At 74.5% G+C, this 16,472-nt stretch carries 18 protein-coding genes; 16 read left to right on the top strand and 2 right to left on the bottom strand.

Annotation, left to right across the window (positions count from 1 at the left end; genetic code table 11):
- Positions 1–41 precede the first annotated feature (41 nt).
- The 3 genes from CTE05_RS01550 to CTE05_RS20100 all read left to right on the top strand — a co-directional run bounded on the left by CTE05_RS01550 (position 42) and on the right by CTE05_RS20100 (position 2,574).
- Complete coding sequence (locus CTE05_RS01550) at positions 42–1,136, top strand: DUF3048 domain-containing protein (protein WP_246123183.1); 1,095 nt, start codon at positions 42–44, stop codon at positions 1,134–1,136.
- Between the two features lie 76 nt (positions 1,137–1,212).
- Positions 1,213–2,289 carry a DUF3048 domain-containing protein gene (locus CTE05_RS01545; protein WP_146844338.1) on the top strand — a complete coding sequence of 359 codons (1,077 nt, stop codon included), beginning with the start codon at positions 1,213–1,215 and terminating at the stop codon, positions 2,287–2,289.
- Positions 2,290–2,409: 120 nt separating this feature from the next.
- A complete protein-coding gene (locus tag CTE05_RS20100) occupies positions 2,410–2,574 on the top strand; it encodes a hypothetical protein (protein ID WP_186814691.1) in 165 nt (54 codons plus the stop codon).
- Here CTE05_RS20100 and CTE05_RS01540 read toward each other — a convergent pair.
- Entirely contained in the window at positions 2,571–3,539 is a 969-nt protein-coding gene (locus CTE05_RS01540; RefSeq protein WP_146844337.1) for a 1,4-dihydroxy-2-naphthoyl-CoA synthase, read from the bottom strand. The two genes, CTE05_RS20100 and CTE05_RS01540, sit on opposite strands and share 4 nt — an antisense overlap.
- Positions 3,540–3,649: 110 nt before the next feature.
- Between CTE05_RS01540 and CTE05_RS01535 the strand changes: the two genes are divergently transcribed.
- From CTE05_RS01535 to CTE05_RS01515, 5 genes are all read left to right on the top strand, one after another.
- Positions 3,650–3,976, top strand: a complete 327-nt coding sequence (locus CTE05_RS01535; protein WP_146844336.1) for a DMT family transporter — start codon at positions 3,650–3,652, stop codon at positions 3,974–3,976.
- The gene (locus CTE05_RS01530) at positions 3,973–4,548 is read left to right on the top strand and encodes a TetR/AcrR family transcriptional regulator (protein ID WP_146844335.1); all 576 of its coding nucleotides are present in this window, start codon (positions 3,973–3,975) and stop codon (positions 4,546–4,548) included. The genes CTE05_RS01535 and CTE05_RS01530 overlap by 4 nt, the downstream gene beginning before the upstream one ends.
- Positions 4,549–4,568: 20 nt before the next feature.
- Entirely contained in the window at positions 4,569–5,528 is a 960-nt protein-coding gene (locus tag CTE05_RS01525; RefSeq protein ID WP_146844334.1) for an o-succinylbenzoate synthase, read from the top strand.
- Entirely contained in the window at positions 5,525–7,360 is a 1,836-nt protein-coding gene (menD, locus tag CTE05_RS01520; protein WP_146844333.1) for a 2-succinyl-5-enolpyruvyl-6-hydroxy-3-cyclohexene-1-carboxylic-acid synthase, read from the top strand. The genes CTE05_RS01525 and menD overlap by 4 nt, the downstream gene beginning before the upstream one ends.
- A 95-nt stretch (positions 7,361–7,455) precedes the next feature.
- Complete coding sequence (locus CTE05_RS01515) at positions 7,456–9,132, top strand: trypsin-like peptidase domain-containing protein (RefSeq protein ID WP_146844332.1); 1,677 nt, start codon at positions 7,456–7,458, stop codon at positions 9,130–9,132.
- 119 nt (positions 9,133–9,251) lie between these two features.
- Here CTE05_RS01515 and CTE05_RS01510 read toward each other — a convergent pair whose 3' ends face one another.
- Positions 9,252–10,595: an isochorismate synthase gene (locus CTE05_RS01510; RefSeq protein WP_146844331.1), complete on the bottom strand. Its 1,344-nt coding sequence runs from the start codon at positions 10,593–10,595 to the stop codon at positions 9,252–9,254.
- A gap of 72 nt (positions 10,596–10,667) precedes the next feature.
- Between CTE05_RS01510 and CTE05_RS01505 the strand changes: the two genes are divergently transcribed.
- The 8 genes from CTE05_RS01505 (at position 10,668) to CTE05_RS01470 (ending at position 16,462) form a co-directional block, all read left to right on the top strand.
- The gene (locus CTE05_RS01505) at positions 10,668–11,366 is read left to right on the top strand and encodes a demethylmenaquinone methyltransferase (RefSeq protein ID WP_146844330.1); all 699 of its coding nucleotides are present in this window, start codon (positions 10,668–10,670) and stop codon (positions 11,364–11,366) included.
- A gap of 180 nt (positions 11,367–11,546) precedes the next feature.
- Positions 11,547–12,146: an alternate-type signal peptide domain-containing protein gene (locus tag CTE05_RS01500; RefSeq protein ID WP_186814690.1), complete on the top strand. Its 600-nt coding sequence runs from the start codon at positions 11,547–11,549 to the stop codon at positions 12,144–12,146.
- A gap of 13 nt (positions 12,147–12,159) precedes the next feature.
- The gene (locus tag CTE05_RS01495; protein ID WP_146844328.1) at positions 12,160–12,624 is read left to right on the top strand and encodes a hypothetical protein; all 465 of its coding nucleotides are present in this window, start codon (positions 12,160–12,162) and stop codon (positions 12,622–12,624) included.
- A gap of 41 nt (positions 12,625–12,665) precedes the next feature.
- Positions 12,666–13,169 carry a hypothetical protein gene (locus CTE05_RS01490; RefSeq protein WP_146844327.1) on the top strand — a complete coding sequence of 168 codons (504 nt, stop codon included), beginning with the start codon at positions 12,666–12,668 and terminating at the stop codon, positions 13,167–13,169.
- A complete protein-coding gene (locus tag CTE05_RS01485; protein WP_186814689.1) occupies positions 13,169–13,915 on the top strand; it encodes a signal peptidase I in 747 nt (248 codons plus the stop codon). The genes CTE05_RS01490 and CTE05_RS01485 overlap by 1 nt, the downstream gene beginning before the upstream one ends.
- A complete protein-coding gene (locus CTE05_RS01480; RefSeq protein WP_146844326.1) occupies positions 13,912–14,571 on the top strand; it encodes a hypothetical protein in 660 nt (219 codons plus the stop codon). The genes CTE05_RS01485 and CTE05_RS01480 overlap by 4 nt, the downstream gene beginning before the upstream one ends.
- A 230-nt stretch (positions 14,572–14,801) precedes the next feature.
- Positions 14,802–16,067, top strand: coding sequence for a geranylgeranyl reductase family protein (locus tag CTE05_RS01475; protein ID WP_146844477.1), 1,266 nt, complete (start codon positions 14,802–14,804; stop codon positions 16,065–16,067).
- Between the two features lie 32 nt (positions 16,068–16,099).
- Positions 16,100–16,462, top strand: a complete 363-nt coding sequence (locus CTE05_RS01470; protein ID WP_146844325.1) for an NADH-quinone oxidoreductase subunit A — start codon at positions 16,100–16,102, stop codon at positions 16,460–16,462.
- Positions 16,463–16,472: the final 10 nt, after the last annotated feature.

The raw sequence follows: 16,472 nt of genomic DNA, 5'->3' as shown, positions 1-16,472 counted from the left end.
CGCCGTAGAGTGTCGCGCGGTTCACACCCTGAAGGAGCACCGTGCCGCCTGTCCTGACCGTCCCGTCCGCCCGTCGACGGCCCCTCGCGTTCGTCGCGCTGGCGACAGGTGCCGCCCTCGTCCTCGGTGCGTGCAGCGGCTCGCCGACCGACCCGACCCCCGTGCCGCCGGTGACCCAGGCGCCCGTGATCGAGCCCGCGAAGGCCGCGCCGCCCGCCCCGGTGGTGCCGCCGCGCTGGCCGCTCACCGGCGTCGCAGCGGCGGAGGTCGCCCCACGTCCGGCGCTCGCGATCAAGGTCGAGAACTCGGGGGAGGCCCGCCCGCAGACCGGCCTGGACCAGGCGGACGTCATCTGGGAGCAGGTCGTCGAGGGCGGGATCAGCCGCTTCGTCGCGGTCTACCAGTCGCAGGTCCCGGCCGAGGTCGGTCCGATCCGGTCGGTCCGCCCGATGGACCCCGCGATCGCCGCGCCCCTGCACGGCCTGATCGCGTTCTCGGGTGGTCAGCAGCCCTTCGTGCAGTCCCTGAAGAACGCGGGCCTGCAGATCGTCAGCATGGATGCCGGTGCCGCGGGCTTCTACCGCAAGAAGGGTGTCGGGCCGGCGCCGCACAACGTGTACGGCACGCCCCAGACGTTCTGGGACCAGGCCGACGCCGACCACTCCGCCGTCCCGCCCACGCAGTTCGTCATGGCGAAGACCCTCGAGAAGGCCAGCGCGGTCGTCGCGGGCGCCCCGGCGTCGACGGTGGCCGTGCGTCTCTCCGGCTACTCGCGGCCGACGTGGACCTGGGACGCGGGCACGGGGACGTGGCTCCGGGCGGAGGGGACCGCGCCGGCGATGCTGCGGTCGGGTGCGCGGATCGCCGCGACGAACGTCGTGACGCTGAAGGTGCGGCTGGTCGACTCCGGCACCAAGGACCCGGCAGGCAACCCGGTTCCCGAGACGGTGCTCGACGGCTCGGGGGACGCGACGGTGTCGAGCGGCGGCAGGACGGTGTCGGGAACGTGGTCGAAGGCAGGGACCGACGCGGTGCTCACGCTCGCGGCGGCGGACGGCTCGGTGCTGACGCTCGCGCCCGGGACCACCTGGGTGGAGCTGGTCCCGACCGACTCGGGCTCGGTGACGATCAGCTGAGACGGCCCGGGCTCCCCGGCGTGGGAGCGGTGGCGTGGCAGCCTGGTCCGGTGCAGGTGGACGACGGGGGAACGCGATGACGACGACACGACGACCGGTGCGGGGCGCGGCCGCTGCGCTGCTCGCAGCCCTGGCCCTGGCGGTCGCGGCCTGCAGCGCGCCGCAGGCGGAGCAGCAGGAGCCGCCCGCCCCGGTCACGCAGGGGCCGACGATCGCGCCGGACAAGGCGCCCGCGCCCGTGCCGGTCGTCCCGCCGACCTGGCCGCTGACGGGCGTCGCGGGGGAGCCGGCGGTGCGACCGTCGCTCGCGGTGAAGATCGAGAACACCGCCGTGGCCCGCCCGCAGACCGGGCTGGAGCAGGCGGACGTCGTCTGGGAGACCATCGTCGAGTTCGACGTGTCCCGGTTCGTCGCGGTGTTCCACTCGCAGGTGCCCGCGGAGGTCGGGCCGATCCGCTCGGTGCGGCCGATGGACCCGGTGATCCTGGCGCCGATGCACGGGCTCCTCGCGTTCTCGGGCGGCCAGCCGGGCATCCTCGCCCTGGTCGCCGCGAGCGGGGTCCAGATGATCAGCCACGACGCGGGCGCACCGGGGATGTACCGGACCAGGGACCGCGCGGCGCCGCACAACGTGTACGGCACCCCGGCGACCTTCTGGGGCCTGGCCGACGCCGACCACCAGGCATCGCCCGGCGAGCAGTTCACGTTCGCCCGCAGCGCCGACCGTTCGGCCGCGGCCGTGGCCGGGACGCCGGCGAGCACCCTCGCGTTCCGGCTCTCGCCGGCGTCCAGCCCGACCTGGACGTGGGACGCCGCCAGCGGCACGTGGCTGCGGTCGGAGGGGGCCACGCCCGCGACCGCCCGCAGCGGCGCGCGGCTGTCCGCGGTCAACGTCGTGTCGATCACCGCCGACCACCCGAACACGGCCTTCGGTGCCCAGGGCGGGGCGCCCGTGCCCACCTACACCCTGGTCGGCTCGGGCGACGGGGTCGTCGCGACGGGCGGCAGGACGGTCCCGGTCCGGTGGCAGAAGGACTCCGACGCGGCACCGTTGCGCCTGTTCACGGCGGACGGGAAGCCCGCGGACCTGGCGCCCGGGAACACGTGGGTCGAGCTGGTGCCGGCGGGGACGGGTTCCCTCACCATCGGCTGAGCACGACCGGTTGTCCGCCCAGGGGATGATCTCCGCGGGCCGGTTGGCCACCCCCGGTGGGGACGGGGAGGGGCCCTCGGGTCGATGCCGTGCGGCGGGTGCACGGGCGACGCTGGACGCATGACAGCTCTCACCCCCCACCGCCCCGCACCTGTCGAGCACGACGTCCGGTCCCTCCGTGCCGTCGTGGTCTCCGCCGTCGTGCTCGTCGCGCTGCTCGTCGGTGCGGCGGGCGTCCTCGGCTCCGTCGTCGACCTCGCCGGCTGGGCCGTGTCCGGCAGCTAGTACGCGTACGGGAAGCCGGACCAGTCGGGCTCCCGGCGCTGCAGGAACGCGTCGCGCCCTTCGACGGCCTCGTCGGTCATGTACGCGAGACGGGTCGCCTCCCCGGCGAAGACCTGCTGCCCGGCCAGGCCGTCGTCCGCCAGGTTGAACGCGAACTTGAGCATGCGGACGGCCTGCGGCGACTTGGTCGCGATGATCCGCGCGTACTCCAGGCCCGCGTCCTCGAGCTGCGCATGGTCGACCACGTCGTTGACCGCCCCCCACGCGAGCGCCTGCTCCGCGGAGTACTCGCGGGCCAGGAAGAAGATCTCGCGGGCCCGCTTCTGGCCCACCTGCCGGGCCAGGAGCGCGGAGCCGTACCCGCCGTCGAACGAGCCCACGTTGGCGTCGGTCTGCATGAACCGGGCGTGCTCGCGGCTGGCGATGCTGAGGTCGGCGACGACGTGCAGCGAGTGGCCGCCACCCGCCGCCCAGCCGTTCACGAGCGCGACGACGACCTTCGGCATGGTCCGGACGAGCCGCTGCACCTCGAGGATGTGCAGGCGGCCCGCCCGCGCCGGGTCGACGTCCTGCGCGGTGTCGCCCGACGCGTACTGGTAGCCGGACCGGCCGCGGATGCGCTGGTCGCCGCCCGAGCAGAACGCCCAGACGCCGTCCTTGGGGCTGGGGCCGTTGCCCGTGAGCAGGACCGTGCCAACGTCGGAGGTGGTGCGCGCGTGGTCGAGGACCCGGTACAGCTCGTCGACCGTGTGCGGCCGGAACGCGTTGCGGACCTCGGGACGGTCGAACGCGACGCGGACGACGGGCAGGTCGCGGGCGACGGCTCCGCCGGCCTCCTGCGCCGGGTCGGGCCGGGCGAACCCCCGGTGGTAGGTCAGGTCCGTGAGGTCGTCGAAGCCGTCGACCGTGCGCCAGCGCGTCGGGTCGAACGTGTCGGAGACGGAGGCCGGCAGCTCGGGGGTCACGGCCGCAGCCTAACCGCGCGGAGCATTTCTGGTACGCTCGTACCAGAAACGTGCGCGGGACGGCGGGGACTGCCACCCGGCGCGCACGGACGGAAGAGTGGTGCACCACCATGGCCTGGATCGTCCTCGTCCTGTCCGGCGTCCTGGAGGCCGGCTGGGCGCTCAGCCTCAAGGCGTCCGACGGCTTCACCAGGCTCTGGCCCAGCGTCCTGTTCGTCGTCCTGCTCGTCGCGTCCATGGGCGGGCTGGCCTGGGCGCTGAAGACGCTGCCGGTGGGCGTCGCGTACGGCGTGTGGGTCGGCATCGGGGCGGCCGTCACGGCCGTGCTGGCGATCCTCGTGTTCCACGAGCCCGTCTCCGTGCTGAAGATCGTCTCTCTCCTCCTGATCATCGCCGGCGTCGTCGGGCTGAACCTCTCGTCGTCGAGCGCGCATTGACGGGCGAGCGGGCCGTCCGCGCCAAGGGTGCGCGACGACGCGACGAGCTCGCGCACGCCGCCGCGGCGCTCGCCCTGCGCGACGGGCCCGGTGCGCTCACGCACCGCCGCGTCGCCGCCGAGGCCGGGGCCTCGCTCTCGGCGACCACCTACTACTTCGCGTCGCTCGACGACCTCGCGGCGGCCGCCGGGCGTGCGCTCGCCGACGAGTGGGCCGCCCACGCACGTGCCGCCCTCGCGGCGGCACCCGCCGAGACCGTCCAGCAGGACCAGGCCGCCGCGGCACGGGTGCTGGTCGACGCGGTCCTGCCCGCCGGGGACGACCAGCAGGTGCGCAGCCACTACGAGCACCTGCTCGGGGCCGGTCGGAACGCGGCCCTCGCCGCCGCGTTCGCCACCGGGCGCGGGGTGGTCGACACGGTCCTGGGCGAGCTCGTCGCCCGCGTCGGGGCGCCCACGTCGGCGGCGGTCACCACCGCGATCGTCGACGGGGCGGTCGTGACGGCGCTGACCGAGCTCCGGCCGGTCCGTGAGACCGCGCGGGCGCTGCTCGTCGACGCGTGGGGCGGCTGAGTCGGCCGTACCCTGACGACGTGCCGTACAACCCCGCTGACCTGCACGTCTGGTCGCTGCCGCTCCGGACGCGGTTCCGTGGGCTGACCGTCCGCGACGGCCTGCTCGTGCGCGGCGCGGCCGGCTGGGCGGAGTTCAGCCCGTTCTGGGACTACGACGCCGCCGAGTCGGCGACGTGGTGGCGCGCCGCCCGCGAGGCGGCCGACACGGGCTGGCCCGCACCGGTCCGGACCCGGGTCCCGGTCAACGTCACCGTCCCCGCGGTCGACGCCGAGGCCGCCCACCGCATCGTGCGCGAGTCGGGCGGGTGCCGGACGGCCAAGGTCAAGGTCGCCGAGCCGGGCCAGTCGCTCGGCGACGAGATCGCCCGCCTCGAGGCCGTCCGCGACGCGCTCGGACCCGGCGGTGCGATCCGCGTGGACGCCAACGCCGCGTGGGACGTGGACACCGCCGTCACCCGCCTGGTGGCGCTCGACCGGGCGGCCGGCGGGCTCGAGTACGCGGAGCAGCCGGTCCCCGGCGTCGACGGCCTCGCGACCCTGCGCCGGCGCACGCACGTGCCGATCGCGGCCGACGAGTCGATCCGTCGGGCCGACGACCCGCTCGCGGTCGCGCGCGCGCACGCCGCGGACGTCGTCGTGCTCAAGGTCCAGCCGCTCGGTGGCGTGCGCGCGTGCCTCGAGCTCGCCGAGCGCATCGGGCTGCCGGTCGTGGTCTCGTCGGCGCTCGAGTCGTCCGTGGGCCTCGCGGCCGGGATCGCGCTCGCGGCCGCTCTCCCGGAGCTGCCCTACGCGTGCGGTCTGGCTACCGCGCAGCTGCTGCACCACGATCTCGTGGCCCACCCGTTCCGGCCCGTCGACGGAGCGCTCGACGTCCGCCGGCCCGACCCCGACCCGGACCTGCTGGCCGCCGCGGCCGCACCGGACGACCTGAGAGCCCGCTGGGTCGCACGGCTCGCCGACGTCGAGGCTCGGGCATGATGGCGGGCGTGACGCCGCCGCCCCTCGATCCCGACCCGGCGACGACGGCGGCCAGGGTGCTCGTCCAGGCCCTCGCCGCCCTGGGGGTCGAGGACGTCGTGCTCGCCCCCGGCTCGCGCAGCGCCCCGCTGGCCTACGCGCTCGCGGACGCCGCCCGTCCCGACGACGAACGTCCCGCCGGTGCGCCGCGGCTGCGCCTGCACGTGCGGGTGGACGAGCGGTCCGCCGCGTTCCTCGCCGTCGGCCTCGTGCGCGCGTCCGCGCACGGGCCGGGGGACCAGCTGCACGCACCGCGACCGGTCGCGGTGGTCACCACCTCGGGGACCGCCGTCGCCAACCTGCACCCCGCCGTCCTGGAGGCGCACCACAGCGGGCTGCCCCTGGTCCTGCTCACCGCGGACCGGCCCCACGAGCTGCGCGGCACGGGCGCCAACCAGACCACCGACCAGGTCGGCATCTTCGCCGGCGCGGTCCGGCTCATGGTCGATGTCCCCGCCCCCGTCGGTCTGCCCGACGAGGCCCGCGGCGTGCGTCGCACCGTCTCGCGTGCCGTGGCCGCCGCGACGGGTGCCCGGACCGGCGACCCCGGACCCGTGCACCTCGACCTGGCGTTCCGGGAGCCGCTCGTGCCGAGCGGTGCGCCGTGGCCGGAGCCGTCGACCGCCGGCCTCACGCTCGTGCAGACCCGGCACGTGGCACCGGCCGCCACCACGGGTGCCCTGCCGACCGTGGACCCCACCGCTCCGGCGCGTCGTGGGGGAGTGGCGACCGTGCTCGTCGCCGGGGACGGAGCCGGCCCCACCGCACGACGGCTGGCCGAGGTCAACGGGTGGCCGCTGCTCGCGGAGCCCTCGTCGGGTGCCCGGGGTGGCGCGCACGCGATCGCGGCGTACCGCCTCCTGCTGGGGCACCCCCGGCTGGGTGGGGCGGTCCGCCGGGTCGTCGTGCTCGGTCGGCCCACGCTGTCCCGACCGGTGCAGCAGCTGCTCGCCCGGCAGGACGTCGAGGTCGTCGTGATCGCCCCGCGGGGCCGGGACTGGCCGGACGCCGCGCGGAACGCGACCGACGTCCTGCTCGACCCGCCCGCGCGCATGCGCCAGGGCCGGATGCCCGCACCGGCCGGCTGGCTGGACGCGTGGCGGACCGCCGACGCGGCCGCGGGAGCCGCGATCGACGAGGTGCTCGACGGGCTCGACGCCGGCCGACGATCGCGCAGCGGCACCCGGGTGACCGGTCCGGCGCTCGCGCGCGTGGTCGCCCAGGTGACCGGTGCGGGCGACGCGCTGGTGGTCGGCTCCTCGAACCCGGTGCGTGACCTCGACCTGGTCGCGCGGTGGGACACCCCGCCGGTGGTCCTGGCCAACCGCGGCCTCGCGGGCATCGACGGCACGGTCTCCACGGCCGTCGGCGCGGCGCTCGGGATGCCGGACCATCGCGTCCGCGCGCTGCTGGGCGACCTGACGTTCCTGCACGACGTCGGGGGTCTGCTGCGCGGCCCGCTCGAGGCTGCCGTGCACCTGCAGCTGATCGTGGCGAACGACGACGGCGGGTCGATCTTCGCGACGCTCGAACCGGGAGAGGCCGACCGGGCGGACGTGTTCGAGCGGGTGTTCGGCACGCCGCACGGCGCGGACCTCGCCGCGCTGTGCGCGGGCTACGGCGTCCGGCACACCCGGGTCAGCGACGTCGACGGGCTGCTGCCCGCGCTCGCGGCACCGGGCCCGGGGCTGAGCGTCGTGGAGGTCCGGGTCGACCGCGCCGGGCGCCGAGCCCTGGGCGAGCGGCTCACCGCAGAGGTGTCCGCTGCCGCCGAGGCCGCGCTGGTCGGCTGAGGTCCACGCGAAACTCGCAGCCAATTCCCAGGTTCTGCGAAGCCTCCCTCCAGTCCGGCCCGGTGTGATGTACCTCGACCAAGGAGGGCACACCGATGACGACCACCCCGGAGAACGGCGCGAGCAACGCTGCCGACCAGAACCCCCAGACGCACCCGACCCAGCCGCTGCCGCCCGTGGGCGCGACGCAGCCGCTGCCGGTCCACCAGACGCAGCCGCTGCCGGCCGCTCCGGCGCAGGCGCACCCGACCAACCCGTTCACGCCGCCGCACCCGGCCGCTCCCGCGGACCAGCGCGCCGCGTACGAGGCCGCCCAGCGCGCCGCGGCCCAGCAGCACGCCGTTGCACAGCAGCAGTACGCCGCCGCGCAGCAGCAGTACGCCGCGCAGCAGCCGGTGCACACGGACCAGTTCGAGGCCGTCCGCCGCGCCCAGTGGGAGGCCGCCCAGCGCGCCGCCACCCACGCCCCGGCAGCGCAGCCCCAGCCCGTGCTGGCGGGCCAGCCCACGCCCCAGGGCGACGTCCCGACGCAGCGCAGGCGCAGCATCTGGCTCCCCGTGACCGGTGCGGCCGCCGCCGCGGCGATCGTCGCCGCCGTCGCCACCGCGGGCCTGACGCACTCGCTGTCCGACGGCCCCGCCTCGGACGAGCGTCCCGCCTCGCTCGCCGAGATCGGCCAGTCGAGCAACGACACCGTGCCGGTCGCCGGTTCGACCTCGGAGGACCCGAACTGGGAGGCCGTCGCGAAGGCGGTCCAGCAGTCGGTCGTCGCGATCCAGGTCAGCAGCGGCAACGGAGGCGGCTCGCAGGGTTCCGGCGTCATCATCGACGACGAGGGCCACATCGTCACCAACAACCACGTCGTCGCCGGCGCGGACGGCGACGTGCAGGTCACACTGACGGACGGGCGCCTGTTCGAGGCCTCCATCGTCGGTCTCGACCCGACGACCGACCTCGCCGTCATCAAGCTCAAGGACGTCCCGGACGACCTGAAGCCGTCGGCCCTGGGCGACTCGTCCGAGGTCATCGTCGGTCAGCCGGTCATGGCCGTCGGCAACCCCCTCGGTCTGGCCAACACGGTCACGACGGGCATCGTCTCCGCGGTCGACCGCCCCGTCTCGACGGCCGGCGACGGCGGCGGCGAGGGCACGGTCACGAACGCGATCCAGATCGACGCGGCCGTGAACCCCGGCAACTCCGGCGGTCCGCTGTTCGACGCGAGCGGCAAGGTCATCGGCATCAACTCGTCGATCGCCACGCTGTCCAGCGAGTCAGGCTCGATCGGTCTCGGCTTCGCCATCCCCGTCGACCTGGTCAAGAACATCGCCGCCCAGCTGGTCGAGGACGGCACCGCAGAGCACGCGTTCCTCGGGGTGGGCCTGTCCGACGGGACGGCGTCGGCCGACGGCGTCACGCGACGCGGCGCGGTCGTGGAGTCCGTCTCCGACGGGTCGCCCGCCGCGAAGGCCGAGCTGCAGGTCAAGGACACCATCGTCGCGATCGACGGCAAGGCCGTCGGCGGCGCCGAGTCCCTCACCGCCTACGTGCGGGCGCTCGCGTCCGGCGCGGACAGCACCCTGACCGTGGTCCGCGACGGCAAGACCCTCGAGGTCGACGTCACGCTCGCGACGCGGCCGGAGAACGTCCAGCAGGAGCAGCCGCAGCAGGGCGGGCAGGCTCCCGACGACCAGCAGGGTGGCTCCGGCATCCCCGACGGCATGACCCCGGAGCAGCTGTGGGAGTGGTTCCAGCAGCAGGGCGGCCAGGGCTGAGCCCCGTCGTCACCCCCTGACAGCCGGCGGCCGCCGGGTCATCGTCCCCCCACGGACCCCGGCCGTCGGCACGCACGAGCGGCTCGTCCCCGAGCCGTGCACGCGTCCCGGCCGGGACGTCAGCCGAGGCTGGCGTCCCGGCCGAGCGCGTACCGCATGGGGACCAGCTTGGCCTCGGACTCCGCGAGCTCGGCGGCCGGGTCGGACGCGGCGACGACGCCGCAGCCGGCGAACAGCCGGACCCGCCGCGGGTCGTCGGGGTCGATCGCCGCGGACCGCAGGGCGATGCCCCACTCGCCGTCCCCGTCGGCCCCGAACCAGCCGACGGGTCCCGCGTACCGGGCGCGGTCCATGCCCTCGATGCTCCGGATGAGCTCGCGCGCCGCGACCGTCGGGGTGCCGCAGACCGCGGCGGTCGGGTGCAGCGCCGCGGCGAGCGCGAGCGAGGAGGGGTGCGCGGCGTCGCCCCCGGGCGAGCTGAGCACGCCGGTGACGTCGGACGCGAGGTGCAGGACGTTGGGCAGGTGCAGCACGAACGGGACGTCGGGCACGTTGGTCGAGGAGCAGAACGGCTCCAGGGCGTGCGCCACCGACGTCACCGCGTACTCGTGCTCCTCGAGGTCCTTCGACGAGTGCGCGAGGATCGCCGCCCGGGCCAGGTCCGCGGCGTCGTCGCCGGTGCGCCGGATGGTCCCCGCGAGCACGCGTGAGGTGACCAGACCCTTCTCGGACCGGACCAGGAGCTCCGGCGTCGCGCCGACGAGGCCGTCGACGCTGAACGTCCAGCACGACGGGTACTCGGTGGCGAGCCGCTCCAGGGCCCACCGCACGTCGACGGGGTGCTCGGCGCGCGCGAGCACGTCGCGGGCGAGCACGACCTTCTCCACGTCGCCCGACCGGATGGCGGCGATGCCGCGGGCGACGACGTCGCGCCAGCCGTCGGCGCTGACGGCGCCGTCGGTGTAGGCGACCGCGCCGGGGTCGACGGGCGGCACGCGGGGGCCGACGACGTCGGACAGCCGCGGTGCGGGGTGCAGCCGGGCGCCGGTGGTGATAGTCGTCAGCCACGAGCGACCGCCGCGGCGGCCCACGACGACCTTCGGGACGACGATCACCCCGCCGGCGGCGGACCGCTCGTCGAACGCGAACGAGCCGAACGCGACCGGTCCGCTGCCGGGCACCTGGACCTCGTCGCGGACGATCGCGCGGGCGAGGACGTCCTGCCAGGCGCGCTCGGCGTCGGCGAACCGGTCGGCACCGCCCACCTCGACACGCAGGGTCTCGCCCCACGCGACGAGGCCGTCGCCGCGGCGGACCCAGGCCAGCGGGCGCTCGGTCGGCAGGAGGTCGAGGAGGTCGTGCGGATCCACCGCTGCGGTGTCGCCCAGGTCGTCGAGCGCGACCGTCCGGACGAGGAGCGGCTGGGGGACGACGTCCGCGGGGGCGGAGGGCTGCGTGCTCATCGCTTCCAGCGTAGGCCTCGACGCGGGGTCCGCCCTGTCGAAGAGGCGCTGCGGACCTGCGACGATGGACACATGTCCCGCGCCTCCCTCGACAAGGACCCTCAGGACGTCGCCGCCATGTTCGACGCGGTGGCCCACCGCTACGACCGGACCAACGACGTCATCTCCCTCGGCCAGGACCGTGCGTGGCGACGGGCGACGCTCAAGGCGCTCGACGCGCAGCCCGGCGAGACGGTGCTGGACCTGGCCGCCGGGACGGGCACCTCGTCGGAGCCCATGGCGGACGCCGGGGTGCGGGTGGTCGCGTGCGACCTGTCCGTGGGGATGCTCGACGTCGGCAAGCGCCGCCGGCCGGACCTCGCGTTCGTCGCGGGGGACGCCCTGCACCTGCCGTTCGCCGACGCGTCGTTCGACGCGGTGACGATGTCGTTCGGGCTGCGCAACGTCAAGGACGTCGACGCCGCCCTGGACGAGCTGCTGCGCGTGACGAAGCCGGGCGGCCGGCTGGTCGTCTGCGAGTTCTCCCGGCCGACGTTCAAGCCGTTCCGGGCCGTCTACCAGAACTACCTCATGCGGGCGCTGCCGCCCGTCGCGCGCGCGGTGTCCAAGGAGCCGGACGCGTACGTGTACCTCGCCGAGTCGATCCGCGAGTGGCCGGACCAGCACACGCTGGGTCTGCGCATCAAGCACGCCGGCTGGGAGCACGTGGCGTACCGGAACCTGTCCGGCGGCATCGTGGCCCTGCACCGAGGCACCCGCCCTCTGGGGTGACACGTGTCTGTGTTGTCGCGGATGCCGTGGCGAATCGGATGTGCGGGGGGTGGTAACCCCCGTGTGACCGCGTGAAGGCGGATGAAGACAGCTCTTTACCGCTCATGGACGCTTGTCCTGCTTCCGACGCACCAGCCAAGCCGGCGCGCAGCCCGGCCACGGCTACGGGAGGCATGGATCATGCGCAAGACGACGAAGGGCGCCATCGCAGTAGGCGCAGGAGTGGCGCTGCTGCTGGGCGGCGCGGGCACGATGGCGGCCTGGCGCGTCAGCACCGGGGTGGGCGCCGGGACCAGCGTGACGTCCGGCAAGCTCGCCGTGGTGGCGAAGACCGACGCGACCGGCTCGCCGGTGTGGTCCTGGACGAACCCCGCCACGACGCCCGCGTTCTCCGCGACGACGTCGCGGATCGTCCCGGGTGACTCGGTGACGCGGAGCCAGGTCTTCACGGTGACCGCCCGCGGCGACCACCTGTCGTTCACCGGTGCCCTCGACGTGGCCCCCGCGGTCACCGGGGACCCGACGCTGGTGGCGAAGCTCGCCGCCGGCACCACGACCACGATCTCGGTCGTCGGGACGCCCCCCACCGGGGTCACCGGCAGCGGGACGAACACGATCACCGTCGCGTCGGGCTCCGCCGCCACGGCCGACCTGGTCTTCGACGTCAAGGTCACCTCGGTCGTCAGCTGGGCCGCCGGCACCGCCGGGTCGGACGCTGCCGACACGATGAACCAGACGGTCAACCTGGCTGCTGCCAACCTCGTCCTGACGCAGAGCTGACCAGCACCTCACCATGCGCGCCCGCCTGATCGCCGTCGTGGCCGCGGGGCTCCTCTTCGTAGGGAGCTCCGCGGCCTACGGCGCGTGGTCGCAGGGCGCGCAGGTCGGCTCGGGGGGGCCGGTCGTGACCGGGACGTTCGACCTGAGCGCGACCTGGCTGCCGGCTCAGACGCTCAGCCTCACGGGGATGTACCCGTCCGAGAAGCGCACCGGCGTCCTGCAGCTCTCCCGGGTGGGCAACGGACGATGGGTGTACCGGGTGGGCGCCGCGACGGTCGGCGGCGGCACCGTGACGGTGTACGCCGGACCGGCGTGCAGCGGCGCCCCGCTGACGTTGCCGTTCGCCCAGGCGACCGTGCAGGCCGGCACGGCGACGCCGCAGCACTGCGTCGAGGTCACCGCGAGCGCCACGCTCGCACCCGGCCAGGCAGTGACCCTCTCGATCCCGGTCACCGCCGAGAGCCGATCGACCAATTGATGCGAGCCGGACGGCCGCACGACGAGAGGGGGGTGGTCCGGATGCCCGGGACCCGCGTCACGCGAACGCGTGTCGTCGCCGTCGTCGTGACGACCCTCTCGCTCCTGCTCGTCGGGTCGGGCGCCGCCTGGGCGTACTGGGTGGCCACCCGCACGGTCACGGTCACCGGTGCGGCCGCCACGGCTCCGGTCCCCGTCATCACGGCGACCTGCGAACCGGGGCTCAGCTTCCAGAACGACCCGGTGGTCGTCTCGTGGCCGGCGATCCCGCTCCCGCCGGGCGCCACCCAGGTGCGGTACCGCGCGACGTTCGTCAACTCGTCGGGCACCGCCCTCTCCTTCCCGACCGCCGGGGACACGACCGCCACCTCCGTCACGGTCAACGCGACGCAGCTCGGCCCGACCGCGGACCGGACGAAGGTCCAGACGATCACCGTGCAGGCGTTCTACGTGTTCCCCGGGACGACGTGGACGTCGGCCCCGTCGGCGCCCAGGACGGCGCAGGGGCAGGCCACGTTCTTCGGCTTCGTGGACATGTACTGCTGATGGACACCGCGACCGCGCCCGAGGCACGCACCCCTCGCCTCCTGGACCACGTCTGGTCGGGGTTCTCGTCGTTCGCGCTGGTGGCGATCGTCCTCGTGGCCCTCGGGATGATCGTGGTGCCGCTGGCCATCGGTGCCACCCCGTTCACCGTGCTCACCGGGAGCATGGAGCCTTCGATGCCGCCCGGCTCGCTCGTCGTCACACGGCCGGTCGACCCCGACACCATCGACATCGGCGACGTGGTGACCTACCAGCTGCGCTCCAACGAGCCCGAGGTCGTGACGCACCGCGTCGTCGGCGTGGGGTTCGGGACCGGGGGCGAGCGGGTGTTCGTGACCCGGGGCGACGCCAACGACGTCAACGACGAGCCGGTGCGTGCCGTCCAGGTGCGTGGCGTCGTCGCGTACCACCTGCCCTACCTCGGGCACCTGAACACCTGGGTCGGCATGAACCGTCCCGGCTGGCTGCTCAAGGCGGTCGCAGGCGCTCTCATCCTCTACGGCGTGGTGCTGGTGGCCGGCGGGGTGCGCGACCGGCTCCGTAGGAAGCAGGGCGGCGTCGAGCAGGCGGAGGCTCCGGGCGAGCAGGCCGCCGATCTCGGGCCCGACCTGCGGGCCGGTCTCGACGACGTGCTCGAGGTGCCGCCGCGGCCCACCCCGCGCCGGCCGCAGGGCGCCCTCGTGGCGGTGGTCGCCGTGGCCGGGATCCTCCTCGCCCTCTCCCTGGTGGGCAGGCGGTCCCGGTGATCGGCCGGCGGGCCGCCGCCCTGCTGAGCGCCGGGCTGCTCGCCGGCCTCCTGACGGCGCTCCCGGCCGGACCGGCGTACGCGGCCGACCCGCTCGAGGTGTCGCTCGACGGGACGACCTGGACGGCGTCCCTCCCGACGCGACTGTTCCCGTCGCCCGGCGTCATCGTCCCCGGTGACGTCCTCACTTCCGTCCTGTGGGTGCGCAACGGCTCGGGCGATCCGGCGCGCGTCGACCTCGAGGTCGCCGACGACCTGGGCGTCGGCCCGGGGTCGCTCGCGGCCGACCTCTCGCTGGTCATCGACGGCACGCCGGCGCCCGGCGGCACCAGCTGGCACGGGCCGGACCTGGCGCCCGGCGCCGTCGCGCGGATCCCGCTGGTCGTGACCTTCGCCGCGTCGTCGCAGTCGGTCTCGCAGGAGAGCGTCGCGGCAGTGCTGGACTCGGTCACGCTCGTCCAGACGGGCGTGGGCCCCGCACCGACGCCGACGCCTCGACAGACGCCACAGACGCCACCGACGACCTCCGCGCGCGGTGGTCTCGCGCACACCGGTGCGGACCTCGGGGGTGCCCTGGGCGTCGCCTCCGCCGCGGTCGGGGCGGGCTTCCTCCTGCTCCTCGCCGCCCGCCGGCGCGCACGCCGCGCCGAGTCCTGAGCCGTCCGTCACCCCCGCCAGGGTGGACGGGTGTCCGCATGCGCCGCCCGGGTGAACAATGGGCGTCGACCGCCCCGTCGTGGCGGTTCCGTCACGCGCTCGACCGGGTGATCACGCCACGTCCTGGACACGCTGCCACGAGGTTAGGAAAGCCTTCGCAGACAGCCCATGTGGCGCTCGTTACACTCGCCGAGAGCAGTACGTGAACAACGTCACAAGTGGGGTCAGTGGTGGTGGGAGCTACGCACGATGACGCGGACGTCATCGTCGTGGGCGCAGGCCCGGCCGGGTCTGCCGCCGCGTTCCACTGTGCCTCCGCGGGCCTGGACGTGCTGCTCCTGGAGAAGTCGGAGTTCCCGCGGGACAAGGTCTGCGGGGACGGTCTGACGCCGCGCGCGGTCGCCGAGCTGGTGCGGATGGGTCTGCCCGTCCGGGAGCAGGACGGCTGGATCCGCAACGTCGGCCTGCGGGTGATCGGGGGAGGTCACCGCCTCGAGCTCGCGTGGCCGGAGCTGTCCAGCTACCCGTCGTACGGGCTCGCGAAGTCCCGGATGTCGCTGGACCACACCCTCGCGGAGCACGCGCGTGCCGCGGGCGCCAAGCTGCAGGAGCGCACCACCGTCACGGGACCCGTGCGCGACGAGCGTTCGGGCCGGGTGGTGGGCGTGCACGCGAAGGTCGACGGCGAGACGGTCACGTACCGCGCGCCGGTGGTCATCGCGGCCGACGGGGTCTCCGCGCGGCTCGCCACGGGGATGGGTCTGGAGAAGCGGATGGACCGCCCCATGGGCGTCGCGGTCCGCACCTACTTCCGGACGCCGCGGCACGACGACCCGTGGATGGAGAGCCACCTCGAGCTCCGTGACGCCGCCGGCGGGCTCATGCCCGGCTACGGCTGGATCTTCTCGCTCGGCGACGGCACGGCCAACGTGGGCCTGGGATCGGTGTCCTCGACGGCCGCGGCCACGAAGGTCGACTACAAGAAGCTGTTCGCCACGTGGATGGCCAACGCGCCCTCCGAGTGGGAGTTCACGCCCGACAACCAGGTGGGCCCCGTCAAGGGCGCGGCCCTGCCGATGGGCTTCAACCGCGGGCCGCTGTACGGCAACGGGCTCCTGCTCGCGGGCGACTCCGCCGGGATGATCAGCCCGTTCAACGGCGAGGGCATCGCGTACGGGCTCCAGGCGGGACGCGTCGCGGCCGACGCGATCGCCCAGGGGCTCAGCCGCGGCACCGCGGCCGGACGGGAGCGGGCGTTCGCCACCTACGAGCGCCGCATGAAGGACGACCTGGGCGGCTACTACACGCTCGGCCGGGTGTTCGTGCGGCTGATCGAGCACCCCGAGGTCATGCGGGTGTGCACGCGCTACGGGCTGCCCCGACCACTGGTGATGAAGTTCGTCCTCAAGCTCCTGTCCGACTGCTACGAGCCGAAGGGCGGTGACCTGGTGGACCGGGTCATCGCCGGCCTGGCCCGGATCGCCCCCGCAGCATGACCCCCGACCACAACGAAGTGGAGTGACGCGCGATGGACAACCCGTACGTCCCGCTGCTCTTCCTCATGGGCATCGCCGCCGTCCTCGCCCTCGGGGGCGTCGGCTCGAGCGTGATCCTGGGACCCAAGCGGTACAACCGCGCCAAGCTCGAGGCGTACGAGTGCGGCATCGAGCCCACCCCGCACGCCATCGGCGGCGGCCGGTTCCCGATCAAGTACTACCTGGTCGCGATGACCTTCATCATCTTCGACATCGAGGTGGTGTTCCTCTACCCGTGGGCCGTCAGCTTCGCGGAGCTGGCCCTGTTCGGTCTCGTCGCGATGATCGCGTTCCTGGTGCTCATCACCGTCCCGTTCGTCTACGAGTGGAAGCGCGGCGGGTTCGAGTGGGACTGACGCCGGCCCT

It is taken from the genome of Cellulomonas terrae (assembly GCF_007990265.1).
Lineage (GTDB): Bacteria > Actinomycetota > Actinomycetes > Actinomycetales > Cellulomonadaceae > Cellulomonas > Cellulomonas terrae.
This window is presented reverse-complemented; position numbering and strand designations above follow the sequence as displayed.